General features: G+C 59.5%; 22 protein-coding genes. 3 read left to right on the forward strand and 19 right to left on the reverse strand.

What is annotated here, in order from left to right; translation table 11 throughout:
* Positions 1-108 precede the first annotated feature (108 nt).
* Both B4L76_RS02875 and B4L76_RS02880 read left to right on the forward strand, forming a co-directional pair.
* Complete coding sequence (locus tag B4L76_RS02875) at positions 109-1,188, forward strand: patatin-like phospholipase family protein (RefSeq protein ID WP_296230380.1); 1,080 nt, start codon at positions 109-111, stop codon at positions 1,186-1,188.
* Positions 1,189-1,424: 236 nt separating this feature from the next.
* Positions 1,425-2,603, forward strand: coding sequence for a tyrosine-type recombinase/integrase (locus B4L76_RS02880; RefSeq protein ID WP_296230381.1), 1,179 nt, complete (start codon positions 1,425-1,427; stop codon positions 2,601-2,603).
* 16 nt (positions 2,604-2,619) lie between these two features.
* On the opposite strand, the gene B4L76_RS02885 is transcribed toward B4L76_RS02880, so the two are convergent.
* Complete coding sequence (locus B4L76_RS02885; protein WP_296230382.1) at positions 2,620-2,823, reverse strand: hypothetical protein; 204 nt, start codon at positions 2,821-2,823, stop codon at positions 2,620-2,622.
* Positions 2,813-3,121 carry a hypothetical protein gene (locus tag B4L76_RS02890; RefSeq protein WP_296230383.1) on the reverse strand — a complete coding sequence of 103 codons (309 nt, stop codon included), beginning with the start codon at positions 3,119-3,121 and terminating at the stop codon, positions 2,813-2,815. The genes B4L76_RS02885 and B4L76_RS02890 overlap by 11 nt, the downstream gene beginning before the upstream one ends.
* A 108-nt stretch (positions 3,122-3,229) precedes the next feature.
* On the opposite strand from B4L76_RS02890, the gene B4L76_RS02895 reads away from it, so the two are divergent.
* Positions 3,230-3,925: an SOS response-associated peptidase gene (locus B4L76_RS02895; RefSeq protein ID WP_296230384.1), complete on the forward strand. Its 696-nt coding sequence runs from the start codon at positions 3,230-3,232 to the stop codon at positions 3,923-3,925.
* Here B4L76_RS02895 and B4L76_RS02900 read toward each other — a convergent pair.
* The 17 genes from B4L76_RS02900 to B4L76_RS02985 all read right to left on the reverse strand — a co-directional run bounded on the left by B4L76_RS02900 (position 3,888) and on the right by B4L76_RS02985 (position 19,451).
* The gene (locus B4L76_RS02900) at positions 3,888-4,094 is read right to left on the reverse strand and encodes a hypothetical protein (protein ID WP_296230385.1); all 207 of its coding nucleotides are present in this window, start codon (positions 4,092-4,094) and stop codon (positions 3,888-3,890) included. The two genes, B4L76_RS02895 and B4L76_RS02900, sit on opposite strands and share 38 nt — an antisense overlap.
* A gap of 24 nt (positions 4,095-4,118) precedes the next feature.
* On the reverse strand, positions 4,119-4,331 hold the full coding sequence (locus B4L76_RS02905; RefSeq protein WP_296230387.1) for a hypothetical protein: 213 nt from the start codon (positions 4,329-4,331) through the stop codon (positions 4,119-4,121).
* Positions 4,332-4,400: 69 nt separating this feature from the next.
* Complete coding sequence (locus B4L76_RS02910; RefSeq protein ID WP_296230389.1) at positions 4,401-4,943, reverse strand: hypothetical protein; 543 nt, start codon at positions 4,941-4,943, stop codon at positions 4,401-4,403.
* Complete coding sequence (locus tag B4L76_RS02915; RefSeq protein ID WP_296230391.1) at positions 4,944-5,270, reverse strand: STAS-like domain-containing protein; 327 nt, start codon at positions 5,268-5,270, stop codon at positions 4,944-4,946.
* Positions 5,267-6,367, reverse strand: a complete 1,101-nt coding sequence (locus B4L76_RS02920; protein ID WP_296230392.1) for a hypothetical protein — start codon at positions 6,365-6,367, stop codon at positions 5,267-5,269. The genes B4L76_RS02915 and B4L76_RS02920 overlap by 4 nt, the downstream gene beginning before the upstream one ends.
* A gap of 134 nt (positions 6,368-6,501) precedes the next feature.
* Positions 6,502-7,017, reverse strand: a complete 516-nt coding sequence (locus tag B4L76_RS02925) for a DUF2514 domain-containing protein (protein WP_296230393.1) — start codon at positions 7,015-7,017, stop codon at positions 6,502-6,504.
* Entirely contained in the window at positions 7,014-7,460 is a 447-nt protein-coding gene (locus B4L76_RS02930) for a structural protein P5 (RefSeq protein WP_296230394.1), read from the reverse strand. Before B4L76_RS02930 ends, B4L76_RS02925 begins: the two co-directional genes overlap by 4 nt.
* A complete protein-coding gene (locus B4L76_RS02935) occupies positions 7,457-7,669 on the reverse strand; it encodes a hypothetical protein (RefSeq protein ID WP_296230395.1) in 213 nt (70 codons plus the stop codon). The genes B4L76_RS02930 and B4L76_RS02935 overlap by 4 nt, the downstream gene beginning before the upstream one ends.
* Before the next feature lie 58 nt (positions 7,670-7,727).
* A complete protein-coding gene (locus B4L76_RS02940) occupies positions 7,728-8,333 on the reverse strand; it encodes a tail fiber assembly protein (protein ID WP_296230397.1) in 606 nt (201 codons plus the stop codon).
* Positions 8,333-8,857: a hypothetical protein gene (locus B4L76_RS02945; RefSeq protein ID WP_296230399.1), complete on the reverse strand. Its 525-nt coding sequence runs from the start codon at positions 8,855-8,857 to the stop codon at positions 8,333-8,335. The genes B4L76_RS02940 and B4L76_RS02945 overlap by 1 nt, the downstream gene beginning before the upstream one ends.
* 9 nt (positions 8,858-8,866) lie before the next feature.
* Positions 8,867-9,922, reverse strand: a complete 1,056-nt coding sequence (locus tag B4L76_RS02950; protein ID WP_296230400.1) for a hypothetical protein — start codon at positions 9,920-9,922, stop codon at positions 8,867-8,869.
* A complete protein-coding gene (locus B4L76_RS24220) occupies positions 9,922-14,580 on the reverse strand; it encodes a phage tail tip fiber protein (protein WP_349679063.1) in 4,659 nt (1,552 codons plus the stop codon). Before B4L76_RS24220 ends, B4L76_RS02950 begins: the two co-directional genes overlap by 1 nt.
* Positions 14,580-14,978 (reverse strand): DUF6950 family protein, encoded by a 399-nt coding sequence (locus B4L76_RS02965; RefSeq protein ID WP_296230402.1) that lies wholly within the window; start codon positions 14,976-14,978, stop codon positions 14,580-14,582. Before B4L76_RS02965 ends, B4L76_RS24220 begins: the two co-directional genes overlap by 1 nt.
* Positions 14,979-14,980: 2 nt before the next feature.
* Positions 14,981-15,583 carry a hypothetical protein gene (locus tag B4L76_RS02970; RefSeq protein ID WP_296230404.1) on the reverse strand — a complete coding sequence of 201 codons (603 nt, stop codon included), beginning with the start codon at positions 15,581-15,583 and terminating at the stop codon, positions 14,981-14,983.
* Positions 15,583-16,167 carry a hypothetical protein gene (locus tag B4L76_RS02975; RefSeq protein WP_296230406.1) on the reverse strand — a complete coding sequence of 195 codons (585 nt, stop codon included), beginning with the start codon at positions 16,165-16,167 and terminating at the stop codon, positions 15,583-15,585. The genes B4L76_RS02970 and B4L76_RS02975 overlap by 1 nt, the downstream gene beginning before the upstream one ends.
* Before the next feature lie 16 nt (positions 16,168-16,183).
* Positions 16,184-18,976 carry a phage tail tape measure protein gene (locus B4L76_RS02980; protein ID WP_296230407.1) on the reverse strand — a complete coding sequence of 931 codons (2,793 nt, stop codon included), beginning with the start codon at positions 18,974-18,976 and terminating at the stop codon, positions 16,184-16,186.
* A 55-nt stretch (positions 18,977-19,031) separates the two neighbouring features.
* On the reverse strand, positions 19,032-19,451 hold the full coding sequence (locus tag B4L76_RS02985; protein ID WP_296230409.1) for a superinfection immunity protein: 420 nt from the start codon (positions 19,449-19,451) through the stop codon (positions 19,032-19,034).
* Between the last annotated feature and the right edge of the window lie 72 nt (positions 19,452-19,523).

The following is a 19,523-nucleotide window of genomic DNA, read 5'->3' on the forward strand; positions in this document are numbered from 1 at the left end:
AACAATTGCCGGCATGATAGCGCAGGTCAATGGGCCAGCGGCTTGTCGACCTGCACAGCGACCCGGCAGCGTCCCTATAATGCCCAATCACCGCACAAGAGACCCGTCATGAGCGCCATCCAGGTCAAGTATCCCGCCCTTACCTTCAAGGCCGGCCAGCGTGCCCTGCGGCAGATTCGCGAGCGCGGCTTGCAGGCAGCTGACGTCGGCGTGCTGCCGGGCGCGGCGGGTGGGCCGAAGCCGCTAGGCATCCAGGGCCTGGACCTGGCATTGTTCGGGGAATGGCTGCCGTCTGCGCCCCGTCAGCGCGCCCTGATCGGTGCTTCGATTGGTGCCTGGCGCTTTGCCAGCGCCTGCCTCGACGACCCGGTCGCGGGTATCCGTCGCCTGGGCGAACTGTACACCGAGCAGGATTTTGCCAAGGGCGTCACACCCGCCGAGATCAGCCGCAGTTGCCAGCGCATGCTCGATGACCTGTTGCAAGGCCGCGACGGCGAGTTGCTGGCCAACCCGAACTATCGCCTCAACATCCTGGTGGTGAAAAGCCATGGCCACCTCGCCCATGATCACCGCGGCCGCCTGGGCCTTGGCCTGGGCTCGGTGGTGGCCAGCAACCTGCTTGGCCGGGCACGGCTGGCCCGTCATTTCGAGCGCATCATTCTGCACGATGGCCGCGCCACCCCGCCGCTCGAGTCACTTACCGACTTCCCCTCGCGCTGCCTGCCACTAGACCTGACCAACCTGCGCCACGCCCTGCTCGCCTCAGGCTCGATTCCGCTGGTCATGCAAGGGGTCAGGGACATTCCTGGCGCGGGCACCGGCACCTACCGCGACGGCGGCCTGCTCGATTACCACCTCGACCTGCCCTACCGCGGCGACGACCTGGTGCTGTACCCGCACTTCACCGATAAGGTGGTACCCGGCTGGTTCGACAAGGCCCTGCCGTGGCGCAAGGGCGACGCCACGCGCCTGCAGAACGTGCTGCTGATGACACCCTCGCCGCAATACCTGGCCGCCCTGCCCTATGGCAAGCTGCCAGACCGTAACGACTTCAAGCGCTTCATGGGGGACGCTCCAAGCCGCAAGCGTTACTGGTACAAGGCGATTGCCGAAAGCCAGCGCCTGGGCGACGAGTTGCTGGAACTGATCACCACCGGGCGGTTGCACGAACGCCTGCGAGCCTTGTAGCGACCATGCTGGTAGACTGCGCGCATTCTTGATTCATACAGAGTTACGACAGCGTGGAAATCTTCAAGGATTCCACAGTGGATTCCCGCCGAAAACCGAGCGATACCACAAACAGCCATGACGCCCTGAATGCGGCGTCATTGGCGTATCGCCGCGTACCATTCTGTACCTTCCCAATCCCGAAAACGTAGTACATCATCCAGTACATCCAACACACAGCGAGAGGCAATGTACTAGTGGCGCTCACGGACACCGCGGCCAGGCAGGCCAAGCCCCGGGAAAAGGGCTACACCCTTGCAGACTCGCTCGGGCTCACGCTGTACGTCGCCGAAACCGGCGTGAAGAGTTGGCATTTCCGGTTCACATGGCTCGGCAAGCAGGCCAGGATTTCGCTTGGCACATACCCAGAAATAGGTTTGAAGGAGGCCCGTGCGCGGAGAGATGAGGCGCGCGAAGAGGTTGCGCAAGGTATAGATCCGCGCGAATCAAGGAGGGTGAAGAGGACAGAGCGCCTTGGCGCTCAGGAGAGGACATTCCGCCGCGTCTACGACGAGTGGCTGGAATTCAGGAAGGGAAGCCTGACCGAATCGACGGTCAAGATCATCTCGAATGCGATGGAGCTGGATGTACTGCCGGCGTTCGGGCTGCGCCAGATCGATTCGATCAAACGGTCCGACGTAATCACGCTGATTCGCCGCATTGAGCGCCGCGGCTCGGTGACCACCGCCGTCAAGACCAGGCAGTGGATGGGTCAGGTTTTCCGGTATGCGATCGCCACCGGCATGATCGAGAACAACCCCACGGCGGAAATGCACACTGTCACTGAGAAAATGGCTCCGCACAAAAATCGGCCGTTCCTCGCCTTCTCGGAAATGCCGAACATCATCAAGGCCATTGAGGAAAGCCAGTCAGGACTTCAACTTCAGTGCGCCACCAAGCTGCTGATACTCACCGCCTGCCGTCCGGCTGAGGTGCGCAAAGCCGAGTGGGCGGAAATCGACCTCGACACAGCGACCTGGTCAATCCCTGCCAGCAAGATGAAGATGCGCCGCGATCAAGTAGTACCGCTGTCGCGCCAGGCGGTAGAGATCCTGCGCTTGATGCTGCCGATATCCGGCAACCTGAAATACGTGTTCCCGAACCGAACTGATGCCGTTCGGCCGATCGGCATCAACTACGCGGTAAACCTGCTGGACCGTTGCGGCTATACCGGCAGGCAGTCACCCCACGGGTTCCGGCACCTATTTTCCACGGAGATGAACAGCCGCGGATATAACAAGGACTGGATCGAGCGTCAGCTGGCCCACGCCGACAGCAGCGCCATCCGTGATGTGTATAACCACGCCACCTATATAGAGCAGCGCAGAGAGATGATGCAGACCTGGGCCGATATGGTGCTTCCACCAAAAAGTTAGGTCGTCCGCGCCGGGATCATTCCTGCTCCTGCAGCGCCCACAGCCTTGCCGCCTCGGCCAGTTCCAGCATGTCCACCAGGTCACCCTCGTCGATCTCCTGCCGCCGGTGCGCAGCATAGGCCATCTCGCTGAGCACCGCCGCTCGGCCATCGGGATCTTCGACCAAGGCGACCTGATCGTCCAATTCAGCCACCCAGGCCTGCGGGAGGTCAGTTGCCATACTCGCCTACCGCCCGGCACCACCACGACTGCGCATACAGCACGCCGTCAATCTCCTCAACGCCATTTATGTTCATCCCGAGCTGAGCCATTCCGTTGACCCTGGCATCGTGCAGGCGTGGGACGATGTCATCGCTGGGTGTCGGGTTGAACACCCAGGCCTGGGTCGACTCCCGACCCAGCGGCTCGCTGTAGTGGTCGCCGATGTGGATGTCGGCCCGCAGAGGCTGGATTTTCTTGAGCTGATCGGAAGGGATGGCCACGCCATTCACGCGGCGGCGAACGAGGAGGAAGTACATGCTGCACCGAATACTGTATATGGATACAGTATTTCAGCATCAGGAAACGCAAACGCGCCAGTACCACTCGGCGGACTATGCTTGTTTGCTCAGGCAGGAGGGCCGCGCATGTGTGGAAGGCTGAGCCAGTACCGAGGCATACACGACTTCGTTGAAACCCTGAGCCTGCCCGAGGCATGGCGGAACAACGTCGGCGACCAGCCGCTTGGCCGGTACAACGTCGCGCCGACCACGCCGGTGGCAGTGCTGCGGGTGGATGAGGCAGGCCCTCGGGCGGACCTGGTGAGGTGGGGATGGCGACCGCATTGGGCGACCGACCGTGCTGCGCCGATCAATGCCCGGGTCGAGAAAGTTGCGCATGGCCCTTTCTTCCGCTCGATCTGGCCCCATCGGGCCATTACGCCCATCGACGGCTGGTATGAATGGGTGGACGAAGGCGGACCGAAGAAGCAGCCGTACTACGTCCGGCGCCGAGATGGGCACCCTGCCCTATGCGCCAGCATCGGCCAGTTCACAGGAGGCGAGAATGATGGGTTCGTCATCATCACTGCCGATGCCCAGGGCGGGATGGTAGATGTGCACGATCGCCGGCCTGTCGTATTGTCGCCAGGTCTTGCGCGTGAATGGATGGCGGCAGGTACGGCAAAGGAGCAGGCAGAGCAAATGGCGCTCAACCTGGGCGAACCGGCCGGGGCCTTTGAGTGGTACCGGGTTAACACGGCCGTTGGCAATGTGCGCAACCAGGGCGCCGAGCTGATCGAACCGATTAGTGAATCGGACCAGCAGGGCCGCCTAACGCTTTAAGCTGGTAGTCGGTGACGGCCTGGCTCTGTGACTCGGCAATCATCCGCAGACGCTCCACCTCTTCCGCTGGGGCTCCCGAGGCCTTCGCTTCATGGTGACGCTTCCATGCCTGCACGGCGTCGGTATACATGGGATGGTCAGGGTAAAGGATCGGCGGCTTACACTTCATCGGGGTTCCATCCTGAGAAGGCCATCATTGAATGGTAGACGGTGCCCGCCCTGCTTGGATTAACTGGTAATCGATAACCGCTTGGTAAAGCGAATCCGCCAACAGGCGTAGGCGCTCGACCTCTTCAGGCGGCGCGCCATTGTCCTGGGCTTGGTGGTACTCCCGCATGGCGACGATGGCCTGCTGGATCAGCGGCTCTCCAGCCTTAATCATTCCAACAAGAGTGCGTTTGACCACGGTGATTGCTCCTGCCAGCTGGCATGGAATACAACGGGCCCCATTGAGCCATCTTCCGACAACCTCATTCTATCTGTGAAAAAAAGTGCGGTCGATAACACCTACTAAGACAACGAAAAGAATCAAGGCAAGCAGCCCTACCACTATTCCTTTCAAGTCTTGCATGAAAAATTTTACACGATAGAGTAGCGAATTATTGAAATATAGCTCGTTACATCCAAGCTCAATCTCTTCGACAATTTCAGAAGCCAACTCTCTCACTTGATAAGTAAGCTCTTCGCGCCCGATCTCATCAAAAAAATCAATACCCCTCAGCTTCCCTAGGGAAGTCAAGCTTATAATTTCACTACCTACATGTCCATTGAACTGCTTGATGCGCAGCTCAAGTTCTAACAGCAAGCCTGTATAAGCCGTTTCGCTCAGAGTCGGTTTAAAATTACTTTTAGTCACCTCATCGTCAACCCAGCCGGCCAAATCTCCCAGACGATCTACAATCTTATCTTTACGCTTTAAAGCTTCTGTCCGCCGATTTGAGTTGTGCTGCAAATATAAAGTGAACATCCACCCAAATAGTAAAACCAACAGCTGACCCGGTAGATTCTGAAAGTTCATTTAGCTCAGCCCAGCCGCCGCTTCAATCCGATCTTTGATGAGGGCTTCAATACTCTTAACGAGACTGTGCGAGTAGGTCAATTTCCGCTGGAGCTCCTCGAAGGTGAAATCTTCCTCGCGAATTAGCCCACCGAAGGCCTCGTCCAAGAATGAGCGACCATACCTATTGTAACCGTCAAGTACGACATGTACGTGATCAAACTCACGAAGCTTAGGAACTAGCCACATCTTTCTAAAATTTTCGCCACAACCTTCCCCGTCTTCGGGGTATCGACCGTAAGGCTTTTTGCTGAACTGCTTGACTACATCAATAGTATAAGTGCTCATATCTCAATATTCCATTGGACTAACGTACCAGGAAACTTTTTCCGCAACTTAGCCTCGGCCGGTTGCTGATTTTTTTGCCTGAAAGTGTAGAGCCCATTATTACTAAACACCCACAACACCCCTCCTTGGGTGTCGTTAACCAAAGCCTTAATACTTTTACTTCCTTGGCCATGTTTCTCCTGATTAGTCCCACTAACATCATTCTGCATAGAATAATATATGAGCCTCTCATCCGGAACGCGAACCACTATCGGCTTCAAGATCTGAATACCCAAACCATCCAGCCCAGGTATATCCTTAAGCAACTCATCGAAAAGTTTAGGATCCTTGTGCTTAACCAATTGAAAAAACCAAGGCTTTTCAACTACAGTTTTTGGAATACCAACCCCGCAGTCGTAGATAGCAAGGTATAGCTTTTTGCCGAAAGTGCTGCACATTAACCACCAGCGCTTTTGCTCTGCTGGCGAGTCGGGATAAGCATGCAGTCGAACATTATTTATGGTTTCAGATACCGCATCACCATAAACATGTTCTTTGTCCGGGCTCATTTGATCATCATAAATACGCCCCTGAATGAAATCTACAATTTCATCCATCTGGTCACTTCCAACACTGGAAACAATAGGCATATGCCTAGCGCTATCGAGTGAATACTTTATTTCAAAACCATGTATAAGCTTGTGCAAATTACTCGACCTGATAGCAGCGTTGACTGCTGGAGACTTTCGCGAGAAGGAAACCTCAGCTTTTCCTGATCTGCCAGCGCCCGCCATCTCGACAGCGGCGTAAACCACAACCAAAGCCGCCGCCGATATTTTCTCAGTTTGAGAAAAGTCTACAATACAGTCCCGAGCCTTATACCTACTCCGGATTGCCTCAATAAACGCCATAGTTTGAAAGTACGGGCTCATCTTCCCCTCAAACTCATATATGGAAATATATTTTGGCGCCTGAATTACATCCTTATGAAGCAATGGACGAACCGGCTGAACTTTATCTGGGTTATATTTTTTCCCTTTTCGCCCTAGACGACGACGCCACCGGGATTGCCCGATGGCAAAATTGATTTCCTTGGTATTTTCGTCAAGCCGCTTCATCGTCGTCTCGAGGTTCTCAAAGTCTCAGCTCCGACACCTTGTCTGAACTGGTGCTATATCGCCCGCCTTCCGGACTGCCGCACAGCAGCGCACAGTACCAAAAGCAGCCCATGCGGTCACTCCTGGCCTTGAATTTAATAAGCCCCAGCGCCTTTGCCGCGTAGCGCATCGTACTCATGCTCGCATTGCCTTCCGGCTATTCTGGCTGAGTCGTAAGCTTTAGCCAGTTCTCCCGCTCGAGCATCAGCCCGTGCGAGCAGGTGGGAGAGCACCATGGCGGCGCGGATGGCTGCCTGGCCTCGGGCGATAGCGGCGGTGTCCGTGCCGGGGCAACTGACGGTGGCGGCGAGCCTGGCGCCTTCGTGCTGCAACCGCTCGCCAGCAGTATCGGCGCCAGCAGCGCCAGAGTCAGCAATCGTTCTTTCTTCATGGGCATGTGCTCTCGCCTCCTCCTGCGCTTGGGCGCGTCGTTGTTCTTCCTGCCGGGCTCCACGCTCGCCGACAACCTCGGCCAGACGGTCACCACTGTCACGTTCTGCTGATGCCTTAGCAGCCGCGGCGCGCTCCACTGACCTGCCGTGCTGGTACACGCCCCAGTAGGACGCGAGCAGCGCCAGCAGGATCAACGATCTGATTGCCCACGACTTCATGCCAACGCCCTCCGCACACCCTCGTCAATCACCGGGTCCGGGTACGGGTTGCCGCCGTTCTCGTGCACGATGATGCCGACCACCATTTCGCGCAGCGTGGCATGGTCTTTGATGTTGATCGGGTCAGTGGCACGTACGCCCAGGCGCTTGGCAACAGCCGCGGCATAGGCCTGGGTGTCGTTCTCGTTACTCGGCGCCCAGCGGTTGATGGTCTCGAGCACGGTATCGATGCCCTTCCCGCCCAGGCCGGGCATGCCGTCTTTGCCGCGGTAGTTGATCAGCAGCTTACCCAGCGCGCGGATGCCGTTCTCGGGTTCGTCGAACCGGGCGAAGCGCGGCTTTGGCACTCCGGTCTCCAGGCCAAGTTGGCCCTGCCAGGCGTTGCGGGGATTGAAATCGATGTTGCCGGGGTTGTTATTCCGGATGCCACGAGGAGTGCTCATTCAGCGCCCTCCTGTGCCGGCTCAACATCCTGCACCGACACAGTTACCTCGGCGGTGTAGCGCTTGAGTACCTGAGCAACCAGCAGAACGGAGCTAGGCTGAGTACGCAGCAGGTCCCGGGCAACTGCGTCAGCCTGCTCAGCTGTTTCATACTCGGTCTGGTGGACCGGGTCGAAAGCGTTGGATTTGTTGAAGACAATGAAAGGCATGACTTTCTCCAGGCAAAAAAATACCGCCGGGCGGCGGTTGGGTTGGGGTGTCGTCGAATCAGGCCGGCAGTTCAGGCCAATCAATGGCTTCGGGGAAACCGGGCTGCTCAGGTAATCGGTTGAGCGCAATGCGATAGCGCTTCCAGACCTTCAGCGCGTCGGTCTCCCCGGGAGTGGCCTCTTCCAGGTCTACCGCATCCTGCAGCGGGGCGATCGCCAGATCCGCGGCTGCCCGGCGCTGGGCAATCTCCGCCGTGGCGGTCGCACGCAGTTGCTCGGACGCTGCCAGGGCCTTGTCCTCGACTGTCACCAGCTGCCTCCAGTCGATCGCAGCAAATCCCAGCGTCGGCGCCGGGTGCTCGGCCTCAGGGATAGGTAGCGCCACCAGGCCATCAGCCGGCGACACGATGTCACGCGGAAAGCGTGCCGCCTGGCTGGCATCGATCGGCAAGGGGAGCTGCAGCACCACCACCAGCTCACCGGCCACACGCTCGACTGGCGCGATCACCCAAGGGCAACCGGTGGCCTCGGCCGGCAACGTGGCGCCATCCGGCAGCTGGGAAAAGTCCAGGGTCAGACCGTTGATGGTCAGACTGTCGCCTTGCTTGTAGATCGTCAGCGAGGCCGGGGCTACCGGCAGCACTGGACTCAACTTGATACGCATTAGAACCACCTGCCAATAGCGATGTATTGATACTGAATATCGGATGTGGTGGCGAAGCGATAGGACCAGGAATCGGCATACACCGTATTCGTGGTCGCGCTCCACCAGATGCCGTTGTAGGCCTGCTCGCCAATGCCGGCTTGGTTACCGCTCGCCCCGATCGAGCCCAATGCTGTGGCAAGGACGCGCGGCGCCGTGGCGAACGCTACCGGCATGACGGCACGGCCAGCGGCTGCGGTATTCAATGCTTGTTTCGGTACCGTGATGACACCCCAGCAAACCTGGGTGCCGTCAGCTAGGCGGATGAACTCCCCATTGGAGTTGGAGCCGCGTTGTAGCAGCGCGCCTGTGGGCACACCGCCGGCCTGGCTGACCGCGCCGAGAATGTTGCCCTTCTGAAATCCGGTGGCAATCCAGTTGTACAACTCGTCAAAGTTGGCGATGGCTTTCAACCAGGCGCTTCGACGGTCGTCCCCTCCGGCGCCGTTAGGCGCACTTCCTAGATTGATTACTTGCTTTGCCATATAGATTCCTTAAAGCGGCTTCATTGGCCTGGAAGCGAACAGCGTTCGCCCGTTGGCGGTAAGCGGGTTGATCCCCGAGGCGTTGTCGCAATACATCTGCAAGACCGAGCGGTTACCAGGCAAGAAGCCTCCGAAGTTGGCCCGGATCGGCTGGGTGGTCTGCTGAATGTTGGTACAGGAGAACAAGGCATTAGCCAGGACATAGTCGTCATAGCTGCCTGTCCATGGCATTTGCTGGCTCGGGGCGTAGTAGGCACCCACGGCAATCGGGTCGCCGGCCTGAATGAAACTGTTGCTGGCAGGCTGGCCGTTCAGCAGCGACAGGTTGGCTGTAGTGACAAACGTCCGGTTGCCAGAGGCGTCTCGAACGGATGCTCCATAACTGCCTGCCGGTGTGTTGGGGGTCATGTAGCTCGCGCAGAACCACTTGATCTGCATTGGATACAACGCGACCTCGCCATGCGCCTGATTGTTGTTCCAAGCCTTTATGCGAAACCCCGTCCAATTACCCGGACTTCCTTTCACATGGAAGTTGCCAACCATCATGTAGTTGGCAGCGTTGAGAAAAATCAGCGGGCGCTCATAGGTGGTGATTGGTGTTGCGAACGTCACCTCACCCCACTGGATCTGCGAACCGCTTCCTGGGCCTTGAAAACCGATGTTCAGGTCGCCGCTGTAACGGATCGTTAGCACCCGGTTTACGGCGTCGATTTGGGTGCGAACATTGTTGTTGAAAGCCCGTATCCCGTAGCTGCCCGGCGCTGAGAAGGGCTCACCGCCCTGGGACAAAATCATTACCTGCCACTGCCTATTTGCAGCTTGGCGCAACTGAAGCTGTCCCGGGGAGTACCAGGCCTGAGGGCTGTATGTTTCCTCACCTCCATCAAACAAAGCGTCAACCACAACAAATGACGTGGCCTGTATCTCGGGAATTGCGATGTACTGATCAAAGGCACCACTTCCGGTGACCTGCAGCATTTTCAACGACCGGATTGGAGTGATTGTCGTGTCCAACGTAATGGCCCCGGACGCATCCCGCGCCCGGAGCCCATACAGATCAGTCATCAGGTAAGCCTCCCGACTGCTGTCCGTTCGACGCCATTGGCGTCGTAGACGTACAGACCGCCGTTGTTGAGCAGCGTTGAACCGTTGGCATCCTGCCCCCTCAACGTGAACGTACCCGCTGCGAAGTTGATCTCCAGCAACGGTAGGCCCTGGGCGTTCAGCGCAGCAGATCGAATGGTCATACCGGCGACAATCTGCTGAATGAACGCGGTATTGATCACCGCCTGGTTGATGAACACCTGTCCGCCTTCGACCACGAACGGAAGGATCGTCTGGCCGTTCAGGCTGTCGATGATCGCCAGCCGTTGGGCCATCAACAGGATCTCGCCCTCCTCTCCATTGCTGCCGATCGCGATGCCCGAGACTACCTTGCGACCGCCCTGGTTCGTCTCGACCTTCAGCGTGGTTTGAGCCGATACCCTTCCGTTGATGTCAGCCATGACCTCACTGACCTGCTGAACCGACGCATTGGTCTGGCCTATCTGCGCCTGGACCGTTTCGACCTGCCGCCCCATGGCGATGCCGTCCTCGATCCGGGCCGATTGCTCGGTCCAGACACCCACCAGGCCACCCGTAGCGCCAGCTAGGCCGGAGCTGTCACCTTCCATTTCCGGATTCACCTGGACATACAGCCCATCCAGGCGATTGGCCTGCGCGGTTATGGCCGTGCCCTGCTGCTTCACAACCGTGTCCATCTGGCTGATGGCAGTGGCCTGACCACTAACCGCTCGAGCACTGGGCCCGGCAACAAACGGCGACGGGGTGCTGCTCTCCCCGATTCGCTTCTCGACCATGATCGAGTCCACCACCATCGATGCGCTTGGCGCTGCATGCCGGTTCGGATAGATCAGCAAACCGACCTTGCCGCTTTCCGTAATGGTGATTGGGAACGTGATGCGCGTACGCTCAGTGGTATACGGCTGAGTTACCGAGCGAGAGGTCACTCCGTCGTATAGGTTGGCCATCATGGAACCGGCCGTGCCGCCTTTCACATACATCGACACCAGGTAAACACCAGGCTCAACCCGGATGTTGAAGGCCGTCGGATTGTTGGTTGGAGCTAGCACAATGTAAGAAAACAGGCTGTTGGTATCTGCTACCAGAGAGTAGCCAAACCCGGAGTCAGCCTCAGGCACCGCCACTCCAGTCTTGGTCAACAACGCGCCCCCAGTGACTGGCAACGCAGCCGAAGTCAGCCAACTGTAGACACTGTCGAGCAGATTGGCGCCGCTCCCCCCAATTCCGCCCACGCTGCTTTGCAGTTGCGTCAGGGCCTGGCCCTGGCTGGTCAGGGTGTCGCCTTGCTGGGTGACACTCGCGCCAAGGGTGGTGATGGCATCCGCGTTAGCAGTGTCGGCAGCGGTGACGCGGCGCGCAACGATGTTGCACCACAGCGACCGACCAGTGCCGTCCGCCGGCTCAGTACGGGTTAAGAACCGTGCCGATACAGCACCCGCCGGCGCAGTAACGCGCCCGACGTAGGACTTGAATCCTGTCGCCGCAGCCACCACCGAGAAAGCGTTGAAATAGCCCAGGTTGGTTCCAGCTTTGTCGAAGAACTGCATCTGCAGCCGGGCTGTTTGACCAGATGTCATGTAGCCCGGCCAGACATCTGCCGACAGATCAAACTGTTCGCCGCCAGCAGTCACTATGTTTGTTTCCACCCCGCAGAAGCTGTTCGTATAGAACGAAACGCCTTTGCCGGCTGAGGGATGCGCCGAGACGTTGGTTATCCGGGCATCACCGGTCCAAGGATCAATAAGGCCATCCTCGAAACTGCCACGCAGGATCAGGTTGTCAGGTTGCTGACCGATGGACGCCTTGATCTGGGTAATCGAGGTGCCTTGGCTGGTGATGGTTGTGCCCTGCTGCGTTACGGTCGTCTGCAGGGCCTGTAGTGCCGACACATCAGCCTTGCTGGCCAGCTGAGCGATGGCAGATGCCGCCGCTGCCGCCGCGTCGGTGGCCACCTTGTCGGTAACCGCCACCCAGGCCGACCCGTTCCAGCGCTTCGGCGTGTTGGCGTTGTTGGTGGTATCAATCCAAAGGTTCTGCGCCAGACGCTTGGCTGCTACCGGCGCAGTGGAACCGTATATCACCTCCCCCTTTGCACCCGCTGCATCCGACGCTGCCTGGGCCGCCTGCTGCGCGGCAGTGACCTTGCCGTTGGTGGTATCGAGGTTGTTGGTCAGACCGGTGATCGCCGAGCCCTGCGAGGTGAGTCCCTGCTCGGTCTGCGTCACGCGGTTGGCGATCGAGTCCACCGTCGAGGCATTCGCCTTGCCATCGAGACTCGTCTGCACCGAATCGATACGTTGCGCCTGGGCTGTCAACTCGCCGTCCTGCTCGGTGACCTTGGTCTCTACCGTGGTCACGCGCGCGGCCAAGCCAGTTGCCGTGCGCACTGCCTGGCCGACGTCGGTCCAGTAGGTGGCATTCGGCGGCGGGGTGTTGAGCGGAACCGCCTGGCGGGCTTGGTAAATCTTTCCATCGGCGCCCAGCACACCCTGGTCCATGGTGTAGGTCTTGTCCGGGTCGTAGGGCATTGAATCGGCCAGGTCGGTAACGGCGTCGATCTGCTCCTGCAGCTGGTCGTTGACCTCCTTGAGGCGAGCATTAACAGACCCGGGCATGGTCGGCGGGCCAGAGATAAGTCCGATGTTCTCGCGCAAAGCCGGCGCCAGCTGTCCGTTTTCGATCTTGTCCTTCAGCGCATCGAGCATGTTCTCGACATCAGTCGATGTAGAGGCCACCACTTTCAGGAAGGCGCTCACCCCGTAGGCATTCTTCGAGCGAACGAAATAGGCATAGTTGGTGGCAAATGCCAGGCCGGTGTGGGTCAGGGACAGGCCTTGGCCCAGGTACTCACCCTCGGTTGCCTGCGGGTTCGTCGAGAAGAAGTACTCGTAGGTGCCGCCGTTGAGTCCATGCAGTGTATTGCTCGGGATCAGAGTAATGGTGTCGATGGTCGCCTGGACAACACACGACTCCGGGATTGGCGGACCGTCGATACTCACCGTGATGCTGGCCTCGCCGGAGCGAGTCAGCGGCCCAAGAGCGGCCACGCTCATGGTGTAACTACCCGATGGAAGACCAGACAGAGGCAGCTTGAGCGCCGTCGCCGGCACCTGTTGCGCCTGAACTGCGGTCGAGCCTTGGCGAACCGTGATGGCGTAACTGATCACCACGCCAGAAGGCGCCGCCCAGGACAAAATGCCTTGTACCGACTCGGCGTTATCATCGGTTGACCAAGTGAGCCCAGTGGGACTACCCAGGCCACCCGCCGGCATTTTGATAAAGCCGATTGGGTTGTATGGCTGGCCAACGGCGTCGTCAAACTGTGCAGGGTCGTACTGCTGCAGCTGGGCGGTACACCCTTGATCCGCCCCCATACTCCAGTTGGTGACGATGAACTCGCCCAGGATGTTCAGTGACGGCAGGTTCACGCGCACGGCTCGGCCTGGCCGGCAGTTGTAGCCCAGGAAGTTCATGGGAATGCTGATGGTGCCGCCCGCGCGCCGGCGGCGCAGCTCGATGCTGGCCAAGCGCTGGGCCTGATAGGCATCAGTGACGTAGGAAAAGGACAGCGTTTCTGCAGCCTCGCCGCCGTCCTCGATGACCCATTCTGCAATGCTGACCTCGGGGTAGTCGGTCTCCGTCCACGATTGAGAAGTGTCAATGAACGTGCCGCGCACGGTGTTGATCGCGGCGTCGTTGGTCGGCTCGGTGCTGCCGATGATGGTGCCGACCACCATGTCCTCGGTGATCTCGAAGTCGTACGGACCGTAGTAGGCCCCAGCCTGGAACATCCAGCGACCACCCACACGGATAGTCCGGCCGCCGCAGGCAGCTTCGAGCTTCTGCAGTACGTTCGTACGCTGCTCGTCGGCCCCGATCACACAACTGCTGCGATAACGCGGGCTGGTGGTGTTGTCAGGGTTGGCGACCGACTCGTCGCAGATGTTGGCGCCGCTGGCGAACGTCTCGAACACGATCTCATCGTCCGGCACGCCGCAGCGGTTGCGCAGGAACCAGAGGATGTGGAGCGCGGTGTTTTCGGAGTACACAGACATGCCGCTGCGCGGGTCGTAGATGTCATTGCGGCCACGGACGATGAAGCGTGCGTCAGGGATGCCGGACGGGAATTTCTCGGCGCTGTACTTGAGCGACAGGCGCACGAACGACAGCCCGCGGCCGATCTGCTCGCCTTTCCAGTCCGGGCAGTTGGCCTTGAGGAAGGCGTTCACCTGGGTCGGGTTGACGACCAGCTCATAGGAGGCATGCTCGCCATAGGTGGCGATCTCCTCCTCGCCCAGATAGATGTTCTCCAATGCGTCGACCGGGCCTTCACAAAGGACGTAGACCAGGTGCAGCCACTCGCCATCGGTTTGATCACCGACCTGCTCCTGCGCCCAGACCAGCACGCCACCCGTGCTGACCCGGCCAAGGATGAAGCGGGCGGGCGCCTTGGACGAGCGAACGGTCTGAGCCGAAGGCTCATTGTCGCGCATCGGCGACTTGGTGTTCAGCTTCTCCTGCTGCTCGGCCATGTAGAACGCCAGGCCGGCACCAATGGCGGCGCCCACCGGGCCGCCTTGCACGAAGCCAATGACCGCGCCGACGGCGACCTGAGCAATCTTCCTGACGCCACCTGACATTATTCAACTCTCCAGACTGCAAGCGGGTCGCACACCACGCGGGCCACCCCGTCGTCAGTGGTCGCCCAGAATTCGTTTGCCCAGTACACGGCCATGGACCGGCCACCAGGCGCTTCGTACATCGCAATGTCACCGCGCTGGATGAAAGCCGGCGCAACCTGGGCGAAGCAGGCATCCCAAGCCGCCTCGAGGCTGCCGTGCCGCTTCTTCAGAGCCCGCTTCGCGCCCGCCTCGGTCTTGTAGGTGCCGCGATACGCCTCGGCCGGGTCGGTACCGCACACCGCTACCGCGCAGTCCGCCGCAAACAGGCAGCAATCGAATTCACCCCATGAAAAAGGCCGCTCTAAGGCGGCCTTTATCACTTCGCTGAGGCGAGTGGTCCAGTCTCGGTAGCGCATGGCTATTTCTCGTAGGTGAACGTCGGGGAGTCCTTCTTGGAGCCCCAGTAGATGGGCCATTCGGACATTTGGGCGATGGCATAGAAGAAGCGGTCGCCCTGGTGGCGGGCGCGGTGGTTCTCGTCGGTGAAGCGCTCGGTACCCGTGCGGCTCCACTCGGCCATCCGGTCAACGATCGGGACGGTGATCTTGTTGCCGTCCTCGCCGTTGCCGGCGTAGGAAATGGTGGCGGCGTCCATGCGGCCGGAGAACAGAATGTCGGCGGCGTAGTTGCCCTGCTCGTCGAACACGACAAACATCAGCTTGCCAGAGCGCCCGCGGCAGCCACGGATATTGGTCTCGGTGATGATGTAGCTGTCCAGGCCGGTGAGTGCTAGGTCGATCGACATGGGCGAGTTCGAGTTGTCGCTCTCCTGCGACTGCCCTACCTCGCCGAACTGCCCTACCCCCAGATACGTGATGCCGCCGATCACCAGGTCGCCGGTACCCGTGTGCGCGTATACAGGGCCGTCTTCAAAGTCGAGCTGGCAGGCGTACACGCTGAGGAATTTTCCGGTGGCGATGATATCTACCACGCTCTGGCTGAATGGGAACGTCGAGGGCATCAGAAGGCCTCCCTGAACTGGTAACTGCCACTGGCCACAACCGGCCGCACCGTCATGTTCCACGTGTCCTGCGTCATGCGGCATTCGGCGTAGGGGTTGAGGTATTCAACCGGCGTACCGGCGATCAGCGATTTGCGGATGCGCTTGTTGACCGACACGATGGCCTGGCCTTGGGCGTTGGAAGCAGCAGGCTCCACCACTTCGAACATCTCCCCGGCCACGGTGAGGTAATCCCCCACGGCGAAAACTGGGGTGTTCGCGGCGGCGCCGGCCACCGTGATGGCCCGGGCCTGGGCCACCCCTGACACAACGGTGAGGCTTCCCACGCTCACCTTTCGGGTCCGGGTGAACGCCGGCAGGTTGAACGTGCCGAAAAGCCCGTCCAGGCGCCCGAGGAACGCCGACAGCTCGCGCTCCTGCTCACGGGTAAGCAGACCGAACGTCAGGGTGCACTGCCAGTACGCGCCCGGCTGCCCGACGATCTGCTGGGCGTTCGAGAGCGTCGAGGTAAAGGCGCGGCTGTTGTTGACTAAGCCCCACGTCATTTCAGATGGGCGCAGCGATGCCGGCCATTGGATAGCCATGCAGTACTCCTTCTTACTATCGGTTGCGGGCGATCAGCTGCCGCGCCGGCCCGTTCATCTTGAAGTCGCGCAGCATCAGGTTGTAGCCATCCTGCGCGCCCTTCTGGGCTGCCTGCTGAATGCGGGCCAGGGTCGCTTCGTCTGCGGTGCCTTGCACGCTGATGTGCTGGATGATGGACGGCATGGCGCCAGTTGAAGGCGCTGCCGGAACTGCTGCAGCCGCAACCGCAGGGCTCACCCCGACGAAACCGCCACTGGCGTATCCTTTGGCGTTCAAGCGATCCAGATAATCGCGAGCCCCGGGCTGACTTACCACCTCTTTGCGGATCACATATTCGCCGCCGTGGACCACGCCCATCGGCTCGAACTTGCCACCGTCACCGGTGTAGCCGCCAGTCGAGAAGCCAGACCGAGAGATCGTCTCGCTGAACCCTGTCATGGTGCCGCTGCCGGATGCCGCCGCCCCGCCACCACCCAGGAACCCAAGCGCAGACCCAAGGAAGCCTGCCGCTGCCTGCCGGACCTGAATACGGATGAGATCTTCGACAACCTGGTCAGCGAAGTCCTTGAAGGAAAGCTTGCCGGTCTTCACGAAATCGACCACTGCACCTTCCATGTTGCCGAAGGCGTTATTGAACAGGTCGCGAGTCTGCCCTGCTACATCTCTGGCGCTATCCAAATAGTCTTGGAAAGCGCCGCGGGCGCCGTTGCTCCAGTCTGCCTGGGCCTGATCGATCTGGGCCCAGCCATCGCGCTGTGCAGCAACCCGTTTCTGCAGGAACTCACGCTCGATATCGATCTGGGCTTGCAGGTCCTGGCGCTGCTTCTCGCCTTGGGCGTTGGCCAGCTCAGTCTGCAGCTGCAGGATGCGGTTGTTCGTCTCCTGCTCAATCCGCAGGCGCTCCTGCATGCGATAGGCGTCCTTCTGGCCCATGCCCACGGCGTCCGCCTGGGCGGCGTACTCCATGCGCTGGGTGGCCAACTGCCGCTCCATTTGCGCGCGGTACTGCTCGGCCTGGGTCAGGCCCTGCGCGCCCTTGATCGCGGCGGCATAGTTCATGGAGGCCTGAGCCAGCGCCTTGCCGTATTCCTCCTGGCTGATCTTGCCTTTGCTCAGCGCCAGGTCCAGCTGGCCCTGCTCCTTGGTCAGCGCCCGGGCGGCCTGAGCTGCTGGGTCGTACTGGCCATAGAGGCGAGCGAAGGTGTTTTCCGCCTCGGCAACGCCGCGATTGACGTTCTTCGGCGCGTTCTTCTTCGCCTCGCGGGTTTTGATCTCCGCGATTTCCTGCTCAATGTTCTTCCGGGCTGTGGCGTATTTTGTTTCTTGCTCAGAATTGAAGCCGCCCGCCGCCATCGCATCGGCACGGGCCTTGTCGAGATCCTCCAGCTGTTTCTGCAGCTTCTGGGTCTGGGTTTGCGCGGCAGTGAACGTCGAGTTGATCAAGTCAACGCCTTTTTTGCCGGAGTCTTGAACAAACCTGTTGGTGTTCCCTTCCCACGCCTTCCAGGCTTCGTCGGCAATACGGCCTTGCAGCTCAGTGGCTCGCTTTTCGAGCGCTTTCAGGCTGTCCGGGTTCACACCCATGAGGCTGCTCGCAGCAGAACCAAACTTGCCGATGGATTTACGCGCTTCGGCGATCTGGTTGTAGACGTCAGCCAACTCCTGCTCTGGAGTGGTCTTTCTACCGACATCCAGCATCGCGTCCCAGGCTTTCTTGGCGAAGCTGCCCAGGGATTGCCAAGCGGACTCAAGAGAGCCGAGATTGCTCTCCATCTCTGCCGACCTGGAACTCAATGCAGTAGCATAAAGATCGGTAGCGGCCCTGGCGGCATCAATTGTTTTCCCCTGTTTTTCCAAGGAGAGGATGTTCGCGTACTGGCTTGCAGTAAGGAAGTTGAGCTCTGCATCGAGCTTCTTCACCGCCTCAACTGGACCTTTAGCGATCTCATTGAAGGACTGGACCACCTTGGTAACGTCTTCCCCGGTCTGCTTCGACCAGGCCAGTGATGCCTTGGTGATCTGCGCATACATCGGGGTGAGGGCGTTACCGGCCCCGGCAAGCTGTTCGAGAACCTTCGATGCCGCGCCAACCGTCGCGCCTGTAGCAGCGACCTGTTCTGCAAGGCCTGCCAGTTCGCTGTAGCTGGTACCAGCAGCGTTTCCGTTTCGGATGATCGCATCGGTAAGCCGATCCGACTCCTCGGAGCCCTTGTAGTATGCCAGGGCCAGCGTTCCGGCTGCTGCGGCCGCCACTGTGAACGGATTCACCAGGCCAAGGACATAACCACCAAGAGCCTTGGCGGCTGGAAGAACGCCGCCAAACATATCCTTAAGCTGGCCGCCTTGCTGCAGGAAGACCGTAAGCGGTGCTTGACCGCCCTGAAGGCTGACCGCGATATCGGTAAACTGGGCAGGCACTCCACGCAATGCTGCCTGGTAAGCCTTGGCCGACATTCCAGCCTTGTTCATGGTCGTGGTGGTTTCGCCGAGAGCTTCTCGCATCGTGTTAATGCGCTGGGTGTACTCGACGAATGTGTCGCTCTCGACGACGCCAGCCTTCTTCAGCTTGGCCAGCTTTTCCTGCATGTCGTCAAGACGGCCCAAGGCGACAACCGTGGGGTTGATCTGACCCAGCAACTGGGCGAGCTCTTTGCGCTGATCATCAAGGCTACTGCTCACACCATCGGCAGATGAGGCCGCTGCATCGCCGGCCCTCTCCATGCGCTCAAGGGATGTTGTCAGGTCGTCCGCATTGCGCTTTGCGCCCCGCGAGTCGATCGTTACCGCCAGGCGGGATTCCTGGGTCATACCTTTCTCCGGGCATAAAAAAACCCGCCGAAGCGGGTCTTGTATGTGTTTGGTGTTAGCTCCCCACTAGGGAGCTGCCACAGTGCTTGCACTTGATGGCTTCCACCTTGATATCTTCAGCGCAGAATGGGCAGGTTTTTGTGGCTGCGGCAGCCTGTTCCACTGCCGGCGCCTCATTGTTCGGAGCGGCCACTGCAGGTGCCGTTTCTGGCTTTTTGAAGGCCCATACCAGTGCGACTACCCAGCCAATCAGCGACCAGCCGAGGAACAGGTTAAAAAGCGCGATTGAGGCGATATTGGTATGCCCGCGCAACTTAGCTTCGATTGTGGGAAGCATGTAAAGCAGCGGCACGCTGATCAGCCCAGAAAACACGACCAACTTGCCAAAGGCATTCAGCTCATTGGCCGGTATGGTCCCCATGCCGAAGCTGTAAGCAGCCAGAAATGCCAAAACCAAGAATCTCACAGCAAACATAAACTCATCCCTGTATGAACGTATGGCTGGATGCTAGCACTTCGCGGGTGCACGGACCAACGGATGGCCTGA

Origin of the sequence: Pseudomonas sp. UBA4617, assembly GCF_002386445.1 — a bacterium.
Taxonomy (GTDB): domain Bacteria; phylum Pseudomonadota; class Gammaproteobacteria; order Pseudomonadales; family Pseudomonadaceae; genus Aquipseudomonas.